The 23,368-nt window shown below is 63.5% G+C and carries 23 protein-coding genes and 1 tRNA gene; 3 read left to right on the top strand and 21 right to left on the bottom strand.

What is annotated here, in order from left to right:
• Positions 1-257 precede the first annotated feature (257 nt).
• The 15 genes from WBR68_RS01950 to gspG all read right to left on the bottom strand — a co-directional run bounded on the left by WBR68_RS01950 (position 258) and on the right by gspG (position 13,345).
• Positions 258-1,790 (bottom strand): lytic polysaccharide monooxygenase, encoded by a 1,533-nt coding sequence (locus tag WBR68_RS01950; RefSeq protein WP_230693409.1) that lies wholly within the window; start codon positions 1,788-1,790, stop codon positions 258-260.
• Between the two features lie 215 nt (positions 1,791-2,005).
• Entirely contained in the window at positions 2,006-3,178 is a 1,173-nt protein-coding gene (locus WBR68_RS01945; RefSeq protein WP_230693408.1) for a sensor histidine kinase, read from the bottom strand.
• Between the two features lie 16 nt (positions 3,179-3,194).
• Complete coding sequence (locus tag WBR68_RS01940) at positions 3,195-3,881, bottom strand: response regulator transcription factor (RefSeq protein WP_050447253.1); 687 nt, start codon at positions 3,879-3,881, stop codon at positions 3,195-3,197.
• 242 nt (positions 3,882-4,123) lie between these two features.
• Positions 4,124-4,612: a type II secretion system protein gene (locus tag WBR68_RS01935; protein WP_230693407.1), complete on the bottom strand. Its 489-nt coding sequence runs from the start codon at positions 4,610-4,612 to the stop codon at positions 4,124-4,126.
• Complete coding sequence (locus WBR68_RS01930; protein ID WP_230693406.1) at positions 4,587-4,976, bottom strand: type II secretion system protein; 390 nt, start codon at positions 4,974-4,976, stop codon at positions 4,587-4,589. Before WBR68_RS01930 ends, WBR68_RS01935 begins: the two co-directional genes overlap by 26 nt.
• Positions 4,951-5,427 carry a type II secretion system protein gene (locus WBR68_RS01925; RefSeq protein WP_050447256.1) on the bottom strand — a complete coding sequence of 159 codons (477 nt, stop codon included), beginning with the start codon at positions 5,425-5,427 and terminating at the stop codon, positions 4,951-4,953. Before WBR68_RS01925 ends, WBR68_RS01930 begins: the two co-directional genes overlap by 26 nt.
• 9 nt (positions 5,428-5,436) lie before the next feature.
• Positions 5,437-7,272 (bottom strand): secretin N-terminal domain-containing protein, encoded by a 1,836-nt coding sequence (locus tag WBR68_RS01920; RefSeq protein ID WP_050447257.1) that lies wholly within the window; start codon positions 7,270-7,272, stop codon positions 5,437-5,439.
• Positions 7,273-7,322: 50 nt separating this feature from the next.
• Positions 7,323-7,778, bottom strand: a complete 456-nt coding sequence (locus WBR68_RS01915) for a hypothetical protein (protein WP_230693405.1) — start codon at positions 7,776-7,778, stop codon at positions 7,323-7,325.
• 11 nt (positions 7,779-7,789) lie between these two features.
• The gene (locus WBR68_RS01910; protein WP_127183648.1) at positions 7,790-8,362 is read right to left on the bottom strand and encodes a hypothetical protein; all 573 of its coding nucleotides are present in this window, start codon (positions 8,360-8,362) and stop codon (positions 7,790-7,792) included.
• A complete protein-coding gene (locus WBR68_RS01905) occupies positions 8,359-8,886 on the bottom strand; it encodes a hypothetical protein (RefSeq protein ID WP_230693404.1) in 528 nt (175 codons plus the stop codon). Before WBR68_RS01905 ends, WBR68_RS01910 begins: the two co-directional genes overlap by 4 nt.
• Positions 8,874-9,629: a hypothetical protein gene (locus tag WBR68_RS01900; protein WP_230693403.1), complete on the bottom strand. Its 756-nt coding sequence runs from the start codon at positions 9,627-9,629 to the stop codon at positions 8,874-8,876. The genes WBR68_RS01905 and WBR68_RS01900 overlap by 13 nt, the downstream gene beginning before the upstream one ends.
• Positions 9,610-11,208 (bottom strand): GspE/PulE family protein, encoded by a 1,599-nt coding sequence (locus WBR68_RS01895; protein ID WP_050447322.1) that lies wholly within the window; start codon positions 11,206-11,208, stop codon positions 9,610-9,612. The genes WBR68_RS01900 and WBR68_RS01895 overlap by 20 nt, the downstream gene beginning before the upstream one ends.
• A 41-nt stretch (positions 11,209-11,249) precedes the next feature.
• Complete coding sequence (locus WBR68_RS01890) at positions 11,250-12,443, bottom strand: type II secretion system F family protein (protein WP_050447263.1); 1,194 nt, start codon at positions 12,441-12,443, stop codon at positions 11,250-11,252.
• Position 12,444: 1 nt separating this feature from the next.
• Entirely contained in the window at positions 12,445-12,927 is a 483-nt protein-coding gene (locus tag WBR68_RS01885; protein ID WP_050447264.1) for a lytic transglycosylase domain-containing protein, read from the bottom strand.
• On the bottom strand, positions 12,917-13,345 hold the full coding sequence (gene gspG / locus WBR68_RS01880) for a type II secretion system major pseudopilin GspG (RefSeq protein WP_050447265.1): 429 nt from the start codon (positions 13,343-13,345) through the stop codon (positions 12,917-12,919). The genes WBR68_RS01885 and gspG overlap by 11 nt, the downstream gene beginning before the upstream one ends.
• A 339-nt stretch (positions 13,346-13,684) precedes the next feature.
• Between gspG and WBR68_RS01875 the strand changes: the two genes are divergently transcribed.
• Both WBR68_RS01875 and WBR68_RS01870 read left to right on the top strand, forming a co-directional pair.
• Positions 13,685-14,338 (top strand): cytochrome b, encoded by a 654-nt coding sequence (locus WBR68_RS01875; RefSeq protein WP_230693402.1) that lies wholly within the window; start codon positions 13,685-13,687, stop codon positions 14,336-14,338.
• 68 nt (positions 14,339-14,406) lie between these two features.
• Positions 14,407-14,482 (top strand) — tRNA-Gly (locus tag WBR68_RS01870).
• Positions 14,483-14,556: 74 nt separating this feature from the next.
• On the opposite strand, the gene WBR68_RS01865 is transcribed toward WBR68_RS01870, so the two are convergent.
• The 4 genes from WBR68_RS01865 to WBR68_RS01850 are packed head-to-tail and all read right to left on the bottom strand — an operon-like array spanning position 14,557 to position 19,707.
• Entirely contained in the window at positions 14,557-15,162 is a 606-nt protein-coding gene (locus WBR68_RS01865) for a sarcosine oxidase subunit gamma (protein WP_050447267.1), read from the bottom strand.
• Entirely contained in the window at positions 15,152-18,172 is a 3,021-nt protein-coding gene (locus WBR68_RS01860) for a sarcosine oxidase subunit alpha family protein (protein ID WP_230693401.1), read from the bottom strand. Before WBR68_RS01860 ends, WBR68_RS01865 begins: the two co-directional genes overlap by 11 nt.
• A complete protein-coding gene (locus WBR68_RS01855; protein ID WP_127183643.1) occupies positions 18,169-18,447 on the bottom strand; it encodes a sarcosine oxidase subunit delta in 279 nt (92 codons plus the stop codon). Before WBR68_RS01855 ends, WBR68_RS01860 begins: the two co-directional genes overlap by 4 nt.
• 15 nt (positions 18,448-18,462) lie before the next feature.
• A complete protein-coding gene (locus WBR68_RS01850; protein WP_230693400.1) occupies positions 18,463-19,707 on the bottom strand; it encodes a sarcosine oxidase subunit beta family protein in 1,245 nt (414 codons plus the stop codon).
• Positions 19,708-19,954: 247 nt separating this feature from the next.
• Here WBR68_RS01850 and fdhA point away from each other — a divergent pair, with 247 nt between their 5' ends.
• The gene (gene fdhA / locus WBR68_RS01845; protein ID WP_050447274.1) at positions 19,955-21,151 is read left to right on the top strand and encodes a formaldehyde dehydrogenase, glutathione-independent; all 1,197 of its coding nucleotides are present in this window, start codon (positions 19,955-19,957) and stop codon (positions 21,149-21,151) included.
• A 14-nt stretch (positions 21,152-21,165) separates the two neighbouring features.
• On the opposite strand, the gene WBR68_RS01840 is transcribed toward fdhA, so the two are convergent.
• Both WBR68_RS01840 and WBR68_RS01835 read right to left on the bottom strand, forming a co-directional pair.
• A complete protein-coding gene (locus tag WBR68_RS01840) occupies positions 21,166-22,230 on the bottom strand; it encodes a GlxA family transcriptional regulator (protein ID WP_083447390.1) in 1,065 nt (354 codons plus the stop codon).
• Between the two features lie 16 nt (positions 22,231-22,246).
• Positions 22,247-23,362 carry a hybrid-cluster NAD(P)-dependent oxidoreductase gene (locus WBR68_RS01835; protein WP_230693399.1) on the bottom strand — a complete coding sequence of 372 codons (1,116 nt, stop codon included), beginning with the start codon at positions 23,360-23,362 and terminating at the stop codon, positions 22,247-22,249.
• Positions 23,363-23,368 lie beyond the last annotated feature (6 nt).

Below are 23,368 nucleotides of genomic sequence, written 5' to 3'. Positions count from 1 at the left end.
TCAGAGTGAGGTTGAATAAATCACCTTCCATGCAGCACGCAGGACAAGGTGAATTCATTCTCGGCCGGAAGCTCATTGATAATCAAAGTTGATAAACGATTCCTTAAAGCACTTTCCCCACACTCATTAAGAAAATAATCTGGCGGCAAAAAAAAATCCCCCGCGCTTTCGCACGAGGGACCAGGAACTTCACTTTCCGCGTTATTTACTGCGGATTTTCAAGCGGTTTCAGCTCAGACTGAGAACAGTGAAGGGAATTACTTCACCAGGTCCCAAGCTTGCTGCCAAGCCAGGCCCTTGCCGGGAGCGTAGTGCAACGGCGAAGCGCTGCACCATGCGGTCACGGGCCAGATCTTGCACTCGTAGACCTTGCCGCCGTTGGTGACCTTGTCGCCAGCTGCGTACGTGGTGCCTTCCTTGTAGGCCGGGTACTGGCCGGTCTGGCCGCCGTTGCCGCCATCGGTGCCGCCGTTGCCACCGCCGGTGTTGCCACCGTCAGTGCCGCCGCCGGTTTGCGCCTGCTTCTTGACCAGCACGGAATGCGTCTTGCTCGACGAACCCTTTTCGTTCGTGACCTTGACGGTGAACGAGTAGGACTTGTCTTGCGTCAGGGCCGGAGCGGTGAAGCTCAGGTCAGCCTGGTTCAGCGCCGAAGCGGTGATGCCAGCCGGAGCGGTCCACTGGAACTTCAAGGTGCCACCACCGTTGTTCGAGCCCTTGGCCGACAGCGAAACGCGCTCGCCAGCATTGGCCGTTGCCGGGCCAGTCAGTTGCGCCGTGGGTACGTTGATGACGACGGGCGGCGGATCCACCGGCTCGGCAGCCTTCTGGTCAATCGCGAAGCCCACCTTCTTGTTCAGGCCATAGACCTGGTTGTCGGAGTCGCTTTGCTGCGGCAGGACTTGGCCATTGGCCTGCATCTTGCCGACCTTGATGACGGACGACTTGTTGTTCACTTCCTTGGCCAGTGCGTACATCCACTGAGCGGCCTTTTCTTCACCGGCCTTGACGATGATCGAATGGCTTTCCAGGTCGCCCGAGCGGCTCAGGTCGAACACGCGCAGGGTCATCTTCGAACCGGCTTCGACTTGGCCGCCTTGCAGCACGCCGCTGGCTTGCCATTGCACGTTGGCGGGCATCACTTCCACGTTCGAGCAAGCGTAGAAACCTTCAGCGTTGTCGCTGGGGTCACGTTGCCACACGCTGTAGATCACGCGCTTGCCGGTGAAATGGGCGGGGATCTTGACGTCCAGCGGGGTGATCGAGTTGTTGGCCGGACGCGGCAGGAAGCCGGTGTCGCCGATCAGTTCCAGATCGTCCCAACGCAGGCCGCGCTTGGGATCGTAGCTGTCCTTGCTGATGTAGGTCTTGAAGTACGTGCTGACGTGGGCAGCGGTCTGCATGTACTTGAATTGCGCCTTGCCGTTGGCGTCCGGCGTGATGACCGTGGTGGGCCACTCGTAGTTGCCGTCAAGTTCCTTCCAGCTTTCCTTGCCGCCAGCGCAAAGCAGGCCGTCGCGGATGTGGTCCTTGTGGTTGCTCTTGACTCCCAGAATGGCGTTGGACTGCCAGCTTCCCGCCAGATTGGCGATCTTGCCGCAACCCGAATGCTTGGGGTTGTTCCACGGCGTGTCGTGGGTGTTGCAACCGTATTCACGGCTGGGGGGATCGATCACGGAGCCGTGAGCCGAAACCGTGGTGGGCGCCATCGCCATCAGCACAGCCTGCGTCAGCGCCGCGACCGGCAAGGCAAGCTTGGCGGCTGCACCGCGCAAAGAGGTTTTAGTCATCAAATATCCTTCGTTTAATGGATTGTTTTTCGCATTCTCATGAACCGGAAATCGCACGGAACTCGTGAAAGCGAAGCCATTATTCCCGGCGCTAAAAAACGGCAAAACCTTTCTCAACACACTATTAAAAGCAGGTGTTGCATCGTTGCCGCAACGCGTATTCGGCATGGAACAGGCGCACGAAAGATAAAAAAAAGCGCCACAAGGGCGCTTGTTCATGAGGCGGCCTGAAGGCCGGTTCGAAGCCTTTCACGCGGCTCCCGGCGGTCCGCGTCGACGCACGGAATCGGCATCATTGGAAATATGAGTGAAAACTCGCTTCCTTCACCAGGGCGAGAGCTGACCGCCAGCTTTCCAGCGTGCGCATCCACTACCGTCGCCACCAACGCCAGGCCCATGCCGACTCCGTCACGGCTGCCCGGTTCAACCTGGAAGAATGCCTGACAGAGCTGCGGCATGACGGACTCCGAAATGCCGATTCCCTCATCCATCACGCTGATACGCGCCATGTCGCCCTGACGCTTCAAACACAAGGTAATTCGCGTATCGGGATCCGAGTACTTGATCGCGTTGTCCAGCAGGTTCATGACGGCCCGCTGCAGCATGCAGTAGTCACCCGACACCCACAGCTTTTCTCCGCATTCACGGATTTGCACATCGATGCCTTTGCGTTCAGCCAGCACCATTGATTGATCAGCGGCTTCCTGACCCACGTCCAACAGCGAAACCGGCAGGAAATTGGTCTTGTCCAAACGTTCGGCGCGCGACAGATGCATGAAGTCTTGCGCTACCGTCAGGCTGTACTGCACCAGGTCACGCACGGATTCCGCGAACGCCTCCTGCTTCGGGTCATTGCTTTCCGCGCTTTGCTTTTCCACCATCAACAGGATCGTCGACAGCGGGCTGCGCAGGTCATGCATCATCTGCAGCATCACTTCGTTGTCGCGAGCGCAGTTCGGCTTGGCAGTCGACACGGCCTGCGGCGTTGCCGGCACGGCGGCGTGGGGCAGTACACGTTCACGGCGGGCGCGGCGGGTTGCCATTCGCCACCGCACGACGCAGATGTAGGCCAGAGCAAGACCCACCACCGGCGCCACGATTGGCGTCCAGCGGCGCGCCGTGATCACGACGAACGCGGCCAGCAGCCAGAAGCCGATCAGCCAACCCAAGGCACGCAAGCGCCTTTTCGACTGGCCCGCGATCACGCTGAACAAGGCCAGGCCCGCCAGGATGCCAAAGTCGGCGAGCACGCCAGGCGCCGCCGCCGTCAGCGGTTCGCCATCACTGGGCATGGCAAAACACAGCAAGATGATGCCCAGGTTGCAGAACAGCAGCGCATCGTTTTTTCGGGCGCCCAAGCGCGCATAAGGCCAAATCAGGAATTTCATCGTCAGGCTCCGAGGCTCAATACATGCGCTCGAGGCGGTAGCCGTAGTTGTACACAGTGGCAATCACATAGCCATTGCGCGACCGCAAGCCCAGCGCAGAGCGCAGGTTGCTGACGTATGTGGCCAGGCTGGCGTCATATTTCCGATCGACGGTGCCCCAGATTTGCTGGCACAAAGCATCCTTGGTAATGATGCGGCCGGGGCTTCTGAACAACATCGTGGCCAGGTCGAATTCCCGCGTGGGCAGGGTCACGGGTCGCCCGTCCACCGTCAAGGTCTTGGCCTCCAGGTTGAAGGAAAAGTGGCCAACCTGGAACTGCAGCGCGGTGGCTTCGCCGCGTTGCGACTTGCGCAACTGTGCGCTCATGCGGGCCAGCAGTTCGCGCTCGCGCACCGGCTTTTGCAGATAGTCGTCAGCGCCCATGTTCAAGGCCTGCACGATGCTCTCTTCATCGTCGCGCTGGGTCAGCATCAGAATGGGCATGGATGGGGCCAGGTTGCAACGGGCCCACTTCAGCACGGCAAGGCCCGATGCGCCCGGCACTTCCCAGTCAAGCAGCACCACATCAACTTTCTGTTGTTGCAGCAGCGCGATGAAGCCGTCGCCGTCACCGCGCGAGAAGGCCTGGTGGCCGTGGCTTTGCAGCAGTTTGGTGACCCACTCGACTTGAGTGGGCGAATCTTCAAGAATGGCAACAATCATTGAGTCAGTTCTTATGTAAGCGCAATTCCCGAAGACTTTTATTTTTACGGCAATCACATTGATACCCCGACAGAATGATTTCATGCAGGGATAGACACAACAATAAGAAATTTCTCAAAGCCAAACCAAGAAAGACAGATCTCAAGATATGAAAATAAGCCGTTAATACGTACTTATTTATTCTCCTCAAAATAGACACAACCAGGGTTATTAACAATGCACCCCGAATTTCCATTCATTGATTAATTAACGCCCATGAATACAAACTTCCAATCCTGATAACTGGATTTTCCAGACATATCACCCAGCTCGGCGTCAAACCCACCCTGCTTGATCGGCTTTCGTTCCGACAAGCTGTATACCCCCATGATGCCGCCGTCCGGCGATTTGACGATGCCCCATTCCGTGCCGCCGGTAATCGGGTCGGCATACAGTCGGCGCAAATGGCGACGGGTGAACGACACGCGGTCGTCCTTGAGCAGCGCATCCAGGGTTTTGGGATAGGCCGGCGCCGTGCCGGACTGGTAATAGGACGCCAGCGCGCGCTGGAACTGTGTGCCGACAAACAGCAGTTCGGCCTCCTGGTCGCGCAGCTTCTGCATGGACCACGGCTGCACCACCGCGGTCAGCCCGGTGGCCAACGCCACGACCAGCATCAGCACCGTCAGGTAGCCAAACCCCGCCTGACGCGGCAACGCGCAACGCCTACCACCGCGCATAGTCCAGCCCATCCAAACCCCTGCCCTGGGCGCCGCTGACCACATCGTTCACACCCGGCGCTTCGCCCGTCTGCGGCAGCCAACTGTCGCGCCGGCCCGTCACCGGGTCCATGGGCAGTTCACGCAGGTACTTGTCCGTGACCAGCGCGCCCAGGGACTCGGGGTTGTTGCCGTGGTCGGCGCGATAATCATCAATGGCGTGCCGGATCGCCTGCAGGTTATGGCGCAGTACCGTTTCACGCGCACGGTCGTTGCTTTTGAAAAACGACGGCGCCACCAAGGACATCAAGGCGCCGATGATGGCCATGACCGCCATCAGCTCAATCAGCGTAAAGCCGGCGCAACCGCGCTTACCATTCTTTGTACGGAACGCCATTGAGGCCTCTTCGTTGACTTTTTGAACGCACATCGAAGACGTCGCGCCCCGATGAGAAAGATTCGGCCGTACTGTCGTAGCTACGGGTGTCCCAGGTGTCAGCGGCCGATCGGTTTTCGCAGTGCTCGCACATGGGGTCGGCCGGCAAACGGCGCAGGAAATACAGCATGCCCCCGTTGGGGTCCGTCTTGTTCTGCACACCCTTGACCAGTGAATCCAGGTCCGGCGGGTAACCGCTGCGGTCCAGCGGCTTGTCGACCTTGCCTTCGCGGCTGGCCTGGTAATAGGCGTCGATCGCGTTGCGCAGGGTGTGCAGGCTTTGGCGTAGCTCGCGCTCTTGCGCGCGCTGCTTGATCAACGCGGAAAATGGCAGCGCAACGCTCAACAGCAGGGCCAGCAAGGTCATGGCCGCCATCATTTCGATCAGCGTGAAACCGGATTGCTTTCGCATGGCCCGTCCTTAGAAGGGCGGCTTGGCCAGCACGGCATCCAGCGCCGGAGCATCACCCGCCGCGACCGGGGCATCCGGGGCGGGGGCAGGCGCCTGCGTGGTCATCGGCATCACCGTGACCCGCGATTCCGTGCCCGACGGGAAGTAGCTATCGGCGGCCGACGGCAAGGCCATCGAGCGTTCGATGTGCGGCGTCAGCAGCAGCACGATCTCGGTGTTCTGATCTGTCTTCTTCTGACCGCCAAACAGGCTGCCCAGCCAGCCCATCAGGCTCACGCCCGGCAAACCGCTGCTGCTGCGCGACTGCTGCTGGTTGACCAGCCCGGCCAACACCTGGGTTTCGCCATCGCGCGCCGTCATCACGGTTTCCGCGTTGCGCGTGCTCATCGGGTAGACCACACCGCCGCCCGCCGTCTTGACCTCGCCCTTCAAGTTGCTGACTTCCATGCTGACCCGGACACTGACCTCATTGCTGAGGCTGATGCGCGGCTCCACTTGCAGAATCAGGCCCACATCCTGGTAGTTCACGGATTCCGTCACGACGCCGTTGGCGTTGGTGGTCGTTACGACCGGCACCTTTTCGCCAATCTTGATGCTGGCTTTTTCCATGTTGCGCACGCGGATCTTCGGATTTGCCAGCACCTTGGTCTTGCCGCGCTTTTGCAGCAGATTCAACGCGGCCGACAGGTCATTGCGGCTGGTCACGCCGATCTTGCCTTGATTCAGGCCCAGCAGATCACCTACCGTGATCCTGCCGTTTTCTCCTTGCGGCAGAATGGAAAACCGCAAGTCGCTGGGGTAATCCACCCCCACTTCAAGCTCGTCGCTGGCGTTGACCTCCAGCACCTGCACGTCCATCGTCACTTCAGACTGCGCAATGTCCAGGGCCGCCACCACGCGCTCCACCACCGCCATGACCTCCGGCGTATCGCGCACCAGCACGGCATTGGCGCGTTCGTCCAGATGCACGTTCTTGGGCGCGCTGATCTGCCGCAACGCGGCCAGCACATGCGTGGCATCCGCGTGGTTCAGGTAGAACACGCGCACCATCAGCTCGCGGTATTCCTTGTCCTTGTCCGGGCGCGACGGGTAGATCAGCAAGGTATGGGCATCCAGTACCTTCTTTTCCAGCTGATTGGTGCGCAACAGCAGGTTGATGGCGTCTTCAGCCGTGGTCTGCCGGGCCATGATGCTGGCCGGCATGCTGGTCTGCACGTCAGGGTCCAGCACGAAGTCCACCCCGGCGGCCAGCGAAATCGTGTCCAGGATCTGCACGATGGGCTGCGCCTTGAAGTTCAGCGTTACCGGCTTGCGCAGCGCATCTGCCAGACGCGGCTTGACCGATTGGCGGCCCACGTCACGGCGTTGCAGTTGCACGCGCAGCGCCTCGGCCGCCGCAAACCCCGGTTGCTCCTGCAGGATGCGGTTGACCTTGTAGAGCGCCTCGCGCGGGTGGTCGAACTGCAGCCGGACAGCGTCGGCCAGTTCCGCGTTCAGGTGAACGCGTTGCTCCAACTGCGTCTTGAGCTGTTGGGCGCGCATATTGCCAGGGTTGACGGCCAGCAGCTCCAACACGTCTTGCAGCGCGGCTTCATCGTCGCCCGCCTCCATCTTGACGCGCACGCGTTGCAGAATTTCGCGTGCCAGCGCGACTTCATCGCGTGCCACATCTTTGCCCGCTTCGATATCGTTGGGGTTCTTTTCCAGCTTCTCCCGGCCGGCGGCCAGGCGGTCGGCGGCCGTCATGGGCTCGCCGCCCAGTGCGCGCTTCAGTGACTCGGGGGCCGCGCATCCGCCCAGCAACAGGCTGAAGAAGGCCGCCAATACAACAGGTTTTGCAATCATGATGTCTTGCCATTCCCAAAAGAATTATTCAGTTCGATGAGCCCCAAGGCTCATTGCGCCAGCGGCGCCAGGTCCACGTGCAGCTCGCGACCCCGCGCGTCCCGCAACACCACGCGCTTTGGTTCCAGCGCCTTGAACCGGTATTGCGACGCCAACATGCCGCCGGGCCTCACCGCGCCGGCGATGTCGCAGCGTTCACACAGCAGGTAGGTCTCTTCTTGATGCGCCAGCACCACAATGCGGCGGCCGGTGTCGGACCATTCACCGATGGCCGTGAACGTCGGCATGCTGGCCGCGCCGTTACCCTCGGGCGTGGTCGGCAAGGCCAGGTCAAGCGCCGGAACGTCGCTCTGCGCCGTGACGGCGTCGGCGGCATCGTCCCGCGCCTGGGCATTGCCGCGATCCAACAATGAGGCCCAGCTTTGCGACGGAAACAGATCCACTTCGCGAGCCGGCTCGGCCAGCGCGGCGGCGGCGGGCGCCAGGGCGACAAACACCGCGGTCATCCAACGCTTCATCACACCACCCCCAACATGCTCAAGCGCATCTTTACGTTCACCAGCATGTTCTCCGGCCGTTGCCGGTCCAGCGACAGCGACTCCAGGCGCAGCAGCGGCTCATCGGTCAGCTTGCGCAAGCCCGCGCTCAGGTCCTGGTAGGAGCCCACGGCAGTGACGTCCACCGACGTGCGGCGCAAGCGGCCCTGGATGGTGTCTTCGCCCTGATACTGGATGTCGACCAGCAACAGGCCGGAGCGCACCAACTGTTCCATCACGGCCAGCTTGCGTTCGTCCGGGTCCAGCCGCAGTTGCACGCGCAGCTCGTCCATGTCATTGCCGGACGGGGCGACGTGCGGGGTGCAGGCATGGATCTCTGCGTGCAGCTCCAAGGCACGCAACTGCAGCTCGCCCTTTTCCGGCCACAACACCACGACGAAATGCACGATCAGGATCCACAAGGCCACCAGCGCCAGGAGCCCGCCACGCCCAAGCCGCTCGGCCCAGCACTGCCAGTGCCACCGGATGGGTGAACCGGCCTCGCGCTGGCGCAGCGCAGCCAGGCGGCGACGAATTTCGGTAAAGGATTTCATCGCAGCTCCACCCGCACGGTAGACATCGTGGCCAGGTTGGGATCACCCGACTTGATGCCGTGGCGCATTACCGTGGCGCGCAAGCCGGCCTCGGCGTTCAAGCGGACCGCGAAGGCGAATACTTCGGTCAGGTCCACCGTCATCAGTTCAAGCTGGACGGACTTGCCAGCTCCCTCGATCTTCAGGTTCATCACGGCCAGGCGCGGGCTCCAGGCCTGCTCGATGGCGCGCAGCAGGACGGGCCGCAACCGGTCCTCGGCGCTTTGCGCGGAGAGCATGGCATCAACCCTCTTTTCCTCCGGCGACTGCGCCAGGACGCGGCGCTGTTCGCGTTCATGCTGCATGCGGCGCTCGACCAACTGACTCTCGGAGCGGGTGACTTCCACTCGCAATGCCCACAGGTTCCATTCCCGCCATGCGCTCAACAAGGCCACGCACAGCAACAGCAGCACGATGATGGCGGCCCAGGGTCGCGTGGCGCCGCGCTTGGTGAAATCAAGCTTGTTCATCTTCAGGCCGGGCATGATCGCGCTCCCAACATGGCGTGGGGAAAGCCCAGCCAACGCGCTTGTGGCGGCAAGGACAGATCCGCCGGCGCCAAGGTTGACGTCCAGTTGCACTCCGGCACGATGGGCTGGTTGCACAGCGCCTGCGCGGCGGCAACCGCCGAGGCGTGCGACTGCCCGGGCGACCGCTGCAGGGTGATCACGTCTTCCCACCCTTGCGCCGACGGCCACAGGCACGTCACCGCGCTTGCCTCCGCCAGCACCAGGCATGCGCCTTCCGTGCTCGAGGCGCGGTGATAACGTTGCAGGCTTGCGGACAGCAGGTCGCGGCAGCCGGCCAGCGTCCATTTCTGTTCGCGCAGCTTGCCTTCCAGGGCGTCCAGCATCACCGCGTCCGCCGCAACGGCCAGGCGCGCATGACCATGGCGCGCCGGCCCCAGCCGCACGCGCGTCTGCAAGGTGATGCCGCGTTCGCGCAGCAACGCCTGGGCGTAGCCGCGCCAGTGCGTATCGCCGCCAGGCAGACCCGGCTGCCAGGGCAGCAGCAGCGTGTGCGCCCACGGATAGCCCAGCCAGACATGCACCCGGTTGCGCCACCACGGGCGCAGCCGCGTGCAGGTGGCCAGCAAGGCGGCCACGGCCTCGGCCGGTTCGCCGCCGTGGCCATACCGCAGACGATCGCCCATCGCCTTCGTCGGCGACATCAGGCTGACCTGTTCCGCATCGATCAGAACGGCTTGCTCATTCCATAGCGACCGCACGGCAAACCTCCTGATAAGTCGTCAGTCCGTGCGCGACGGCCTCGTGGGCGGCGTCGCGCATCGATTGATAGTCGGCGCATTGCGCCAGCGCCTCTAACCGGCGTTCGGGCGAGCGGTCCAGCAGCGCGGTCTTCATGCGGCTGTCCAGACGCAGGACTTCAGCCAGCGCAATGCGGCCGAGGAATCCCGTGTGGCGGCAGGCGTCGCAACCCGGGCCGGCACGCGCCTCGCCCGGCGGCGCGCAATGCGGGCACAAGCGCCGCACCAGGCGCTGCGACACCACGCCGTTAAGCGATTCCAGGAAGGTGGCGGGTTCCACATCCATGTACAGAAAGCGGTCGATCACGCTGAACGCATCATTGGCGTGTACCGACGACAACACGCGGTGGCCGGTCAACGCCGACTGCACGGCAATCGCCGCCGTTTCGGCATCGCGGATTTCGCCAACCAGAATGGTGTCCGGATCATGGCGCAGGATGGAACGCAGGCCGCGCGCAAAGGTCAGGCCCTTCTTTTCGTTCACCGGAATCTGAAGGATGCCGCTCATCTCGTATTCCACCGGGTCTTCGATGGTGATCAGCTTTTCGTCGCCGCTGTTCAGTTCCGACAAGGCGCCGTACAAGGTGGTGGACTTGCCGCTGCCCGTGGGGCCGGTGATCAGCGTCAGCCCATAGGGAAGCTGCGCCAACGCACGGATGCGGCGCGCCGTTTCCGCCGGGAAGCCCAAGGTGTCCAGACTCAGCTTGTCACCACGCTGCGAGCGGTCGAGCAGACGCAAGACGGCGTTCTCGCCATGGTTACCCGGCATGATGGAGACGCGAAAATCCACTTCGCGGCCCTGAAGCACCACCTTGAAGCGGCCGTCCTGCGGCACGCGCTTTTCAGCGATGTCCAGGCTGGACAGCACTTTCAGACGCGACATCACCTGGTTGGCGGTGACCTGCCCCGGCACCTTGCGGATGCGCAGCATCACGCCGTCGATGCGGTAGCGGATCAACAAGCCTTCCTCGTCCGATTCCAGATGAATGTCGCTGGCGCGGCTTTGCAGACCGTCATAGAGCGTCATGTTCACCAGGCGGATCACCGGGCTTTCGTCCTTGGCCAGCGAGGCCAGGGAAATGGATTCGACCGCCTTGGCCAGCGAGTCGTCCGCCATGTCCACGGCCACGCCGTCCAGCACGCGCTCGGTGGCTTCGGCCTGTTTCAACCAGGCATCCACCACGCCGGTGGGGCACACGGCAAAGCGCAGCGCATGGCCGGACAGCATGGCTTGCAGCTTCAGGCGCGCATCGCGCGAGAACGGCGCGGCCATGGCCAGCAGGAATTCGCCCTCCACCTGCAAGGGCGCCACGCGGCACGCCATGGCGTCCGCCAGCGGCAAGACGTCAAAGCGCGGCGTAGCCTGGCGGCATTGCTGGGCGGTCAGGGGCTCCATGCCCAAGGCCTGCGCCAGCACCGGCAGCAGTTGCGGGCGGCGTGCCAATTCCTCGTCCAGATAGTCGGCCAGGGACAGGCTCAGTTCCGCCGCGCGCTCGCGCCACAGCCACCATGCCTCGTCGGCCACGGTCGTGCTTTCCATTGCGCCCTCCTCCTGACTGATTTCGAATTCATGCATTAGGTTCATCCCAGACTCCCGGCCATCTCGAAGATGGGCATGTACAGCAAGATGACGATGGCGCCCACCAGCCCGCCGACGACCAGCATCAGCAACGGCTCGAACACCTTTCCAAAGACTTCGATGGCGTGGTCCAGCGTGCCATCGTGAAACTGCGCGATGCGTTCGCACATGCCGCCCAAGTCGCCGCTTTGCTCGCCCACACGCAGCAGCCTTTCGGCCACCGCTGTCGTCAAGCCGTGGCGTGCCAAGGTTTCCGACACGCTGCGGCCAGCCCGCAATTCCTGCAGCGCCAGATCCAGGCGTTCGCCGTAGGCGGGCGGCAGGATGCGGTCGGCCAGTTCAAAGGCCTGCAACGCCGGCGTTCCGCCTTCGATCAACAAGCCGACGGTGCGATAAAAGCGCGCCAGCACGAACAGGTTGCCCACATCGCGCAGCTTGGGCAGGCGCCAGAACAGATTCATCAACGCCGCCTTCACCGTCTGCGTGCGCAGCGCCAACGCGGCGGCAAGCAGGCTTGCGCCTATGCCCGCGCCCAGCAAATGACCGTCTGACTGCACCAGGCGCGCCCACCACAACATGGCCTCGGCGGTGGCCGGCAAGGTGCGCATGCTTTCGAACACGACCGCAAAGCGCGGCACGACAAAGAACAGCATGAACAGCAAAATGCCGAAGCCCACCGCAATCACCACCAGCGGGTACACGAGCGCACCCACCACTTTCTTGCGGATGTTTTCAATGCGCGTTTCGTAGTACTGATAGCGCCTGAGCACCACCGGCAGTTGCCCGCTGCCTTCGGCGGACGCTACGGTGGCCACCAGCAGCGCGGGATACACCAGCGGCTGCGCCTCCATCGCCTTGGACAGCGGCTGGCCCTGATACAGCGAACGCAGCAACTGGCCCAGCGATGCCTGCAAGGCCTTGTTGCCCTTGCCGGCCTTGTCGCTCAGCGCCTCAAGCGCTTCGATCAAGGCCAGCCCGGCGTCCAGCAACGTGGACAGTTCTTGCAGCAGCAGCCCTAGCGAAAAGGCCTTCTTGCCGCGCGACTTGATGCCACGGCGCACGGCCGAACGTTGGATGTCCAGAACCATGCCGTCGGCATCGCTCAACTGCGCGCGTGCCTCGCCTTCGCTTGAGGCGCGCACGGTGTGCACGCGCAGCGTTCCCTGCTTGAGCAAGCGGATCCTGAACTCGTTCATGTCAACGCTCCGCGTGTTGCGACTGGCGATAGCGGGCGTCGCGCGCCTGGCTCAGTTGCAGATAGTGTTGCCACACGCGGCTCACGTAGCGCTTGCGCGCGGCTTCGCGATTGGCCGCGCCGCCGGCGTTGTACGCCCCGACCGCGCGCCAGGTGTAGCCATAACGCTTGACGAAGCCCGCCAGGATCTCGGCTCCCACGTCGATGGACAGACAGGGTTCGTCCAGCAAGCGCTGGCGTGTGATGCCGCGCTTGGCCAAGCCGGGCAGATGGATGCTGTTGATCTGCATCAGCCCAACGTCCTGGGTGCCGTTGGTGTTGTTGTTGATGGCGCGCGGGTTCAGTGACGACTCCACCTTAGCGATCGAATACAGCAGCAGCGGGTCCACGCCATGGCGGTCGCCCGATTGCTGCCAGCAACTGGCGGCGGCGGCGGTGGACAACGTCATCCCGACGAGCACGGCCGCCGCCGACTTAGAGGCCATAAACCAGTTCACCACTGCCTCCCGCCCGGCCTTCTTCGCCGAAAGAAACCACTTCAGCGTCCGAGCTGCGCCCGGGCACGTTCAACATATAAGGACGACCCCACGCATCAGCAGGCACATCCTTGGCCAGGTACGGGCCGTGCCAGTTGGACGCACCCTGCGGCGCCTTCACCAGGGACTCCAGGCCCTGCTCGGTGGTGGGATAGCTGCCCACGTCCAGCCGGTATTGCGTCAAGGCGTCGCCCAGCGTCTTCATCTGCGCCTGCGTGGCGCGGACCTTGGCGCGGTCGACCTGGGAAAACAGCTTGGGGCCGACATAGCCGGCCAGCAACGCGATGATCAACAGCACGACCAGCAATTCCAGCAAGGTGAATCCCTGCTGCAGGCCAAGACGGCGTCGGAAGGTAAGAGTCTTCATGAGTCCACTTTTTCTGATTGAGCGATCACCGCGCGGCGGCGACCTGGAGTGAAGTGCGGGCAGAGGCAAGCATCGTGAGGAACGATGCGGGTCCGAGCGTCGGCGTGGCCGAGCGCATCAAAGGCGGAAAAATCTCTACGCAGGCCGGCATATTTCCACGCGGGCGATGGGCCAACAACGTTTCTAAAGAGAGCCTAAATCGCAGCGCGGCAGGCGCTGGACGGGCTTCAGGAAGTGTTGAGGAAGATGGCGCGGCAGCCGTGGCGACGCTTCAATCTCGCCTCTCAAACCATGCCCCGCCGCCAGCGGGAGCAGGCTGACCCCGCTAGAAGGAAGACCATGCATTCCCCTCCCACCACCCTGGCTACCCAGGCCTACACGAAAGCGCAGATCGCCCTGCATTGGCTGAGCGTCAGCCTGATGAGCATCCTGGTGCTTGCGGGTGAGTTGCGCCATCTGCTGACGGCCCAGACGGGCGTGTCCATGCGCTCGGTGATGATCGTGCACATTGGTTGCGGCATGGCGCTGCTTGCGGTCACGCTGGTGCGGACGGTGGTGCGCATCTCGCACCGCCGCGCCGTGGGCGACGGCTTCTGCATGCAGGACGCCTGCGCGCACGCGGTGCATCTGTGCATCTATGCGTTCATCTTCGCGTCGTGCCTGGTGGGCTGGGTGATCGTCAACGCCAAGGGGCTGGCCGTGCCCGTGCCATTCACCGGCCTGGAGTTTCCCCGGCTGGTCTCGGCCGACCCCGCCCTGGTCGCCACCACGGTATGGATCCACGACCTGCTTGCCTGGGCGCTGTACGGCCTGCTGGCGTTGCACATCGTCGCGGCGCTGGGGCACCACTACATCTTCCGGGATGACACCCTGGCGCGCATGGCCTGGCGTCGCCCCGCGCGCCGGCTTGCCAATGACGGGCCAGCCAAACCCACGCGCGCACGCGCGCCGCGGCAAGCCCAAACGGCCGGCGTGCATTTTTCAAAAAATTAGGTATACTTCCGCCTCGCTTGCAAAAAAACGACGTCGAAAGACGGTACGGCAAGCAAAGAAGTACCCCTGCGGGAGTAGCTCAGTTGGTAGAGCGCAACCTTGCCAAGGTTGAGGTCGCGAGTTCGAGACTCGTCTCCCGCTCCAGGATTTTTTTCCATGGAGATGCATAGCAGTCCATGGAAGATTGAAAAAGGCCAAAACTTTGTTTTGGCCTTTTTTTATTTGCTGCCCGCCGGCAGGTATTCCCGCCCCGCCTCCAGCAGCATGCGTCCGACATAGTCCGCGAAGCTGCGGCGCACCACCACTTCAACTCCCCCTTCATCCAGCGCGCGCACCATCACGCCCGCCTTGAAATAGTGGCTTTGCGCGCATTGGCCTGGACCAAAGACGCGCGGATGCAGATCCAGCGGACAGCCTTTTGCCAGCACGTCGCGCGCGTGCTCGCCCGACAGTTCCAGCACCGTGTACCCGCTACTTACATCCACCACGCAGGCGGACAAGCCCTGTAGCACCGGACGCAACGTTTGCTCCAGCTCGGGGCGCGCGGGCGCCAGCGATTGCAGCCACCATTCATCCGGCCCCATCCAAACCAGCAAGTGCCGATGGCCATGCGCCACGGTGTTGGGGGCCAGGGGTGGCGCCGTGCCCAAGGTGCGTTCCAGCGCCTTCGCAAAGTCCGGCGAGCGCGCGTTGCCGCGCAACACGGCCAGGTCCAGGAATGGCCGCTCAATGATTCCCAAGCGCCGGGCGTCCGCGGTCTGGGCACTCAGGTGAACGGGTTCCAAGCCCTTCAGGGGCGATTCCAGATACGTTTCAGTCCACATGCTGGCGTGCTCCTTCGGGGTCGTAGAACACCGGGCTGCCGATTGTGGCCGGCAGGAAGCCGCCGCCGGGTAACGCCACCTCGACCTGCTGCCCCATGCGTTGCTGGCCGTCCTGGACCAGAGCAAGCGCGATCGAACGGTTCAAGGTGGGACTCATATAGCTGGACGTGACGTGGCCAACCATTGGAATGATCGACGCCATCGTCGCGCGGTTGGCATGGTTCATGACCTGGCTGCCTTCCGGCAGCACCACGGCCGGATCCCGCGACAGCAGGCCGACAAACTGCTTGCGATTGCCGCTGGCTGTGTGTTCGCGCGACAGCGAACGCTTGCCCAGGCAATCCTTGGACTTGGCGACCATGCCACCCATGCCCAGGTCTTGCGGCGTTACCGACCCGTCCGTATCCTGGCCCACGATGATGTAGCCCTTTTCCGCGCGCAGGACGTGCATGGCTTCCGTGCCGTAGGGCGTGATGCCGTATTCGTGGCCGGCTTCCATCAGTGCATTCCACACACGCTGGCCGAGATTGGCGGGCACATTGACCTCATAGGACAGTTCCCCCGAAAAGCTGATGCGCATGATGCGCGCCGGGGTGGACCAGCCGGCGCCTGCTACCGTGCCCTCGCGAAAGGTCATGAAGGGAAAGGCCGCGTTGGAAAAATCAATATCCGGGCAGACCGCGCGCAGAACCTCGCGCGACCGTGGTCCTGCCACCGCGAAGGTGGCGAAGTGGTCGGTGACGCTGGTCAGGTGCACATCCAGATGCGGCCATTCCGTCTGCAGCCAACGCTCCATCCAGGTCAGCACGCGCGCCGCGCCCCCTGTGGTGGTGCTCATCAGATAGTGCTGTTCGCCCAGGCGCATGGTGACGCCGTCGTCGAACACCATGCCGTTTTCATCCAACATCAGCCCGTAGCGACCCTTGCCAACTTCCAGCTTGGTCCAGAGGTTGGTGTAGACCCAGTTCAGCAAGGTTGCGGCATCCGGGCCCTGCACGTCGATCTTGCCCAGGGTGGATGCATCCAACATGCCGACGCCGTTACGCACGGCGAGGCATTCGCGGGCAACGGCCGCCTGCATGCTTTCACCCGCCAGCGGGAAATACCAAGGCCGCTTCCAGTTGCCCACGTCTTCGAACACGGCCCCTTGCGCCACATGCCATTCGTGCAGGCAGGTCTTGCGGATGGGGTCGAAGAAGTCGCCCAGTTCGCAGCCCGCCAGCGCACCGAAGGTGATTGGGGTGTAGTTGGGCCGGTAGGTGGTGGTTCCGGTCTGCGCAATGGTTTGGCCCAGCGCGGCGGCCAGCACGGCTGCGCCATTGATGTTGCCCAGCTTGCCCTGGTCGGTACCGAATCCCATGGCGGTATAGCGTTTCACGTGTTCGACCGAGTGGTAGCCTTCGCGGACCGCCAGGTGGATGTCGGCCACGGTCACGTCGTTCTGGTAATCAACGAACTGCTTGGCGCCGCGCCCGGGCCGGCGCCCGTCTGCCACCTGCCAAATTGGCAGCAGCGGATCTTCGGCGATGTCGGCCGTGCGCCACGATAAGGAAGCGGCGCCGTTCACGCCGGCCCGGCTTGCCGCGAGCTCGCCCGCCATGACGCCGCCATGCAGCGCCTGCGCCAGAGAAAATTCTCCGTTTGCCGCGCCCGCGCTTGCCTGCGCCTGCGGTGAACCGTCAGGCACGAAGCAGGCCCGAACATCGTCCCAGCGCGTCTGCCCGCCCGACTGCGCGTGCAAATGCAAGGCGGGGTTCCAGCCACCCGACATCGCCACCAAATCGCAGGGCAGCCTGGCGTTGGGCGGGCCGGCCCGGCCAGCGGTATACGGCGCCAACACCACGCCTGACACCTGCCGTCCCCCGCGGGCCTGCAGCAGCACCGTTTCATTGCGTACGTCGATGCCCGCGCTGCGCACCGCATCGGGCAGCGCGCCGCGTCCGGCCGGACGCGGGTCGACCACGGTGACGTTCGCGCCCTGCTCGCGCAGGTCAAGCGCGGTGCGGTAGGCGCCGTCGTTGTTCGTATACAGCACCACTCGCCGTCCCGGAAGCACGGCAAAGCGGCGCACGTAGGTTGACACCGCCGAAGCCAGCATGATGCCCGGCAGGTCGTTATTGCCGAACAACAGCGGCCTTTCGTGCGCGCCTGTCGTCAGCACGACCTGCCTGGCGCGTACTTTCCATAGCCGTTGACGCACGCCCCGGCGCTGCGACAGGGGAAGATGGTCGGTGACTTGCTCGCACACGGTCACCAGGTTCTGGTCGTGATAGCCGAACGCCGTGCTGCGCGTCAGGATGCGGACTTCTTTCATGGCTTGCAACTCGGCCTGTGCCTGCCGGATCCAGTGCAGGTTGGCCGCGCCATTGATCAAGGCCGGACTGGACAGCAGGCTGCCCCCCAGTTCAGGCTGGTTGTCGACGAGCATCACGCGGCCCCCCGCCATTGCCGCCGCCATCGCCGCCGCCAGGCCGGCCGGCCCCCCGCCCACCACCAATACGTCGCAATGGGCATAGCGCTTGTCGTAGTGATCGGGGTCGGGTTGCCGCGGTGCGCGCCCCAGGCCGCCCGCTTTGCGGATCAGACGCTCGTAATATGGCCACAAACGCTTGGGCCACATGAAGGTCTTGTAATAGAAGCCCGCGGGAATAAAGCGCCCCAGCCGTTGGAAGACGGCCATGCGGTCTCGCTCCAGGTCGGGCGCCGCATTGACGCTGACGGCACGCAAGCCGTCGTAGAGTTCGATCGTCGTCGCGCAGGGGTTGGGCACGGTGTGACCGCCCTCTTCCAACTGCACCAGCGCGTTTGGTTCTTCGACGCCAGCCGTCATGATGCCGCGCGGCCGGTGGTACTTCCAACTACGCGCCACGAAATGCTCGCCGTTGGCCAGCAGCGCCGAGGCCAGCGTATCGCCCTGGCAGCCGTAGTACGTGCGGCCATTGAAGGTGAACTCGATAGACGACGCGGGATTGATGCTGACGCCGCGTGCCAGCCGGTTGGATTGCGTCATTTGCGATCTCCCGCCGCGTGGTCAAACGTGTGGAACGCATGGAACTCGTGGCTGATGGTATCGCGCTCGGCCAGAAACCAGCGCCGGCAGCCATGCGCATGCTGCCACTGCTCTCGCGCCCGGCCACGCACGTTCTTGCGCATGAAGGCATAGTCCGCCCACTGGGCATCGGTGAGTGCGTCGCAATCCGTGGGGCGGACAATATCGGCTTCGCCACCGCAGGTGAATTCGGTTTCGGCGCGCGGGCCGCAGTAGGGACACGTCAGCATCAGCATGATCAAGCTCCACAATCAGTGCGCGACGGCGGCGGCGCCGTGCTCGTCGATCAAGTGGCCAGTTTGGAAACGGGCCAGGGAGAAAGGCGCGTTGAGGCGGTGCGGCGCATTGTTGGCCACCGTGTAGGCAAAGACCCATCCCGACCCCGGCGTTGCCTTGAAGCCACCCGTGCCCCAACCACAGTTGAAATACAGGCCCTTGACGGGCGTGGTTGAAATGATGGGGCAGGCGTCGGGCGACACGTCCACGATGCCGCCCCACTGGCGGTTCATGCGCACGCGGCTGAACGAAGGGAACATCTCGACAATGGCCTGCAACGTGCTTTCTATCAGGTGAAAGCTGCCACGCTGTCCGTAGCCCACATACTGGTCGATGCCCGCGCCGATGACAAGATCGCCCTTGTCCGACTGGCTGATGTAGGCATGCACGGCGTTGGACATCACGACGGTGTCCAGCACCGGCTTGAGCGGTTCGGACACCAAGGCCTGCAACGGATGGCTTTCCAGGGGCAGGCGTATGCCGGCCATGTCCGCGATCACGCTGGAATGGCCCGCGGCCACGACGGCCACCTTGGCTGCCTGGATATACCCTCGGCCCGTCTCCACGCCACGCACTTCGCCGTCTTCGCGTCGAATTCCGGTGACCGGACAATTCTCGATGATGTCCACGCCCAGCCGATCCGCCGCGCGCGCATAGCCCCATGCCACCGCGTCATGGCGCGCCACGCCGGCCCGTCTTTGAAACGAGGCTCCCAGCACGGGGTAACGGCAATCGAGATTGATGATCGGCACGATTTCTTTGACCTGCGCGGGCGTCAGCCATTCGCCGTCGATGCCGTTGTAGCGGTTGGCGGTGATGCGACGCTGGGTGTCTCGCACGTCTTGCAGGTTGTGCGCCAGATTCATCACGCCGCGCTGGCTGAACATGACGTTGTAGTTCAAGTCCTGCGACAGCCCTTCCCAGAGCTGCATCGACTTTTCGTACAACTGGGACGATTCGTCCCACAGGTAGTTGGAGCGCACGATGGTGGTGTTGCGCGCGGTGTTGCCTCCACCCACCCAACCCTTTTCCAGCACCGCGATGTTCTTCAGCCCGTGCTCCTTGGCCAGGTAATACGCGGTGGCCAGGCCATGCCCCCCGCCGCCCACGACCACGATGTCGTACATGCGTCGGGGTTCGGGACTACGCCACGCGCGGGGCCAGCGGGCGTGGTTCGACAACCCATTGCGGATCAGGCTGAACAGGGAATAGCGGCTCATCTTGGCTCCTAGGCAGGAACCCATTCTTCTCTGAAGGCGCTAGCCGCTCCTTCCCCCGCCGGACGGGAACTTGCCTGATTCCGCCAAGGGCCGCGCGCTCCCCGGCGCCGACCTCCCAACCACCTGTCGCCTACCCGCTTGTTCCTGTCGCGCCAAGCCGCGTGGCACACAATCCGGCTTGCCAAAATCGGCCATTGGCGGGCACGGGTCCGCATCCATCCGGCCAAGCCGGCAGGGAGACGCAGGCATGGCAGCGAACAGAGGCGTGGTGTATGTGGGCGACGGGCGGGTCGAAGTGCAGTCGATCAGCTTTCCAAAACTGGTGGATCCACGCGGCCGCAAGATCGAGCACGGGGTGATCCTGAAAGTGGTGTCCACCAATATCTGCGGGTCCGACCAGCATATGGTTCGTGGGCGCACCACGGCGCAGCGAGGCCTGGTGTTGGGCCACGAGATCACCGGGGAAGTCATCGAGGCGGGACGCGACGTCGAAACGCTCAAGGCCGGCGATCTGGTTTCGGTCCCGTTCAACGTGGCCTGCGGCCGCTGCCGCACCTGCAAGGAACAAGACACCGGCGTCTGCCTGACCGTGAACCCGGCACGCGCAGGCGGCGCGTACGGCTACGTGGACATGGGCGACTGGATAGGCGGCCAGGCGGAATATGTCATGGTGCCGTATGCCGACTTCAACCTGCTGCGCTTCCCGGATCGCGACCACGCCATGGCCAAGATCCGCGACCTGACCTGTCTGTCGGACATCCTGCCCACGGGATATCACGGCGCGGTCAGTGCAGGCGTCGGCCCCGGCAGCACCGTCTATGTCGCCGGGGCCGGTCCGGTGGGCATGGCGGCGGCCGCGTCAGCCCGCCTGCTGGGCGCCGCGGTGGTCATCGTGGGCGACATGAACCCCTTGCGGCTTGAGCATGCGCGCCAGGTCGGGTTTCAAACGGCCGACCTGTCCTTGGACGCCACGCTGGGCGAACAGATTGCGGCGCTGCTGGGTACGCCGGAAGTGGATTGCGCCATCGACGCCGTGGGCTTCGAGGCCCGCGGACACGGCGCCACCGGTTCGCAGTCGGAAGCACCGGCCGCCGTGTTGAATGCCCTGATGGACGTGACCCGCGTTGCCGGCCGCATCGGTATCCCCGGCCTGTATGTCACGGACGACCCGGGTGCCGAGGATCCCGCCGCCCGTCGCGGCAGTCTGTCGGTGCGCTTTGGGCTGGGCTGGGCCAAGGCGCATAGTTTTCACACCGGCCAGACACCGGTGCTGAAGTACAACCGAGCCTTGATGCAAGCCATTCTGTGGGACCGCATCAATATTGCGCAGGTTGTGGGGGTTCAAGTCATCACGCTGGACGCCGCGCCCGATGGCTACGCGGCCTTCGACGCAGGAGCCCCGAAGAAATTCGTGATCGACCCCCACGCCATGCTGCCTGCCTGATCACGCGCCTGGCCCTAGCCCCGGATGAAACGCCGCTCGCTGCTGGGCGAGCGACCAAAACGGGCGCGGTACGCCTTGCTGAAATGGCAGGGTGACTGAAACCCGCAGGCGACGGTCACGCCCATGATGGTCATGCGCGTCTGCAGCAACAGTTCGCGGGCGCGCAGCAATCGCAACCACAGGTAGTAGCGCATGGGCGACATACCCAGGTAATACTTGAACATCCGTTGCAACTGCCGCTGCGACAGGCCAATCTGGCCCGCGATCTGCTTGAATGTCAGCGGCTCTTCGATATGCGCTTCCATCAGTTGCGCAACGTTGACCAGTTCCTCGCGGTTGAACCCCACTCTGGCGACCATGGGAATGTGCTGTGGCTCCGTAGACGCCCGAATCCGATCCAGGCCGAACTGTTCCGAAATACCATCGGCCAGCGCCATCCCGAAGCGCTCCGCGGTAATGCCCAGCATCAGATCGATGGGCGCCGTGCCGCCCGAACTGGTCAGGCGGTCGCGATCGATCGCGAACAGTTCCTCGGTCAGTTCAACGGAAGGGAATTCCTCGCGCACGGCGTATAGGTTCTCCCAATGCATGGCACAACGGTATCCCGCCATCAGGCCGGCTTTGACCAGCGCATAGCTGCCTGTACAGATTCCACCCAGCGCCACGCCTTGCCGGGCCAGGCCGTGGAGCAGCCTGACGACGGGCTCGGTGACGTGGTCCTGCACCTGAATGCCGCCGCAGACGAATACCGCGTCCCAGCCCTCTTCCCTTCCGGCCGGGGCCAGAGGCCCGATCGGCAGGTGGTTGCTGGCCTCGACTGCCCCTCCGTCCAAGGTCATGACCGACCAGCGGTAGAGCTCGCGCCGACTGACGTAGTTGGCCATGCGCAGCACTTCCACCGCCCCGGAAAAGGCGATCATCGAGAACTTCGGCAACAGCAAGAAGCCGAAGTGCAGTTGCGGTGCGCCGGCAGCGGGCCGCTGGGGCTCGGTTTCCGACCGCGATACAGACTGAGAAGCGGGCTGAAACACCGGCCAGGATTCAGCGGAAAGGCGCGCGACAGCTCGGTGCGTAGTCATTGACTCTTGGCCCCTGTCATTTATCGATGAGCAAATTACTTAAGGGACGACTGCAGCACAGCAACACCATGCCCTGATCGATCTCGCGTTGGCGGATGCCGCCCTGATGCCGCATATCTACCCGCCCTTCCAACAAGCGCACCTTGCACGTACCGCACAGGCCCTGGGTACATGACGCCGCCAGCCGCAGGCCCGCGTCACGCGCCGCGTCCAGCAAAGGCTGATCGGCCGCGCATTGTATGGTGCGCTGGCTTTTCCGGAATTGGATGCGGAAGGCGGGTTCCACCATGCTTGCCAGCGCCGCGTCGGTTGACGCCGCGCCCGCGACGGGTTTGGACAGCAATTCAAACGAGAAGCTTTCTTCGTGATAGCGCGCCATATCGAAGCCGGCGGACTCCAGCATGTGACGCACGGCCAGCATGTAGGGCGCGGGTCCACAAACGAAGATTTCCCGGTGCAGGAAATCGGGCGCCATCAGTTCCAGCAGCGGCAAGCTCAGGCGCCCCGTCAGCCCGTGCCATCCGGCGTGCTGGCCCAGCGCTTCGCAGACGAAGTGTGCGCGGAAGTGGGGCTGGCTCGCTGACAGCAGCGCCAGCTCACGGCTGAAAATAATATCGTCCGGCGTGCGGGCGCTGTGCACGAACACCGTATCGCGGTCATCGCAGAGGTCGCGGTGGGTGCGCACCATGGACATGAGGGGCGTGATGCCAGAGCCGGCCGACAAGAAAAGATATCGCTGGGCGGGATGCAGCGCAGACGAAAATTCGCCCGCCGGACCCAATACCCGCAACACGTCGCCAACTTCAAGGTGGTCATGCAACCAATTTGACGCCCTGCCCCCCGGCACGCGCTTGACCGTGATGGATAAGGTGTGCGGCCGTGTCGGCGGAGACGAAATCGTGTAGCAGCGGTTCAGCGGTTCGCCATCGATGTCCAGTTCGAGCGTCAGGAACTGCCCCGGCGAAAACTGGAACGCATGCCCGGCGCGCGAACGGAAATAGAAACTCTTTACGTCGGCCGTCTCTTGCCGCACCTGACAGCACAGCAGGGTTTCCTCGACATTGCTGTCCCACGGCGAAGGCAGCCGCTGCCAAAACCCCGGCTGGTGGATACGTAAAAGCGCATGCGGCATGGCGGT

Source organism: Achromobacter sp. JD-1, from assembly GCF_038594925.1.
GTDB classification, from domain to species: Bacteria; Pseudomonadota; Gammaproteobacteria; order Burkholderiales; family Burkholderiaceae_B; genus Achromobacter; species Achromobacter spanius_C.
This window is presented reverse-complemented; position numbering and strand designations above follow the sequence as displayed.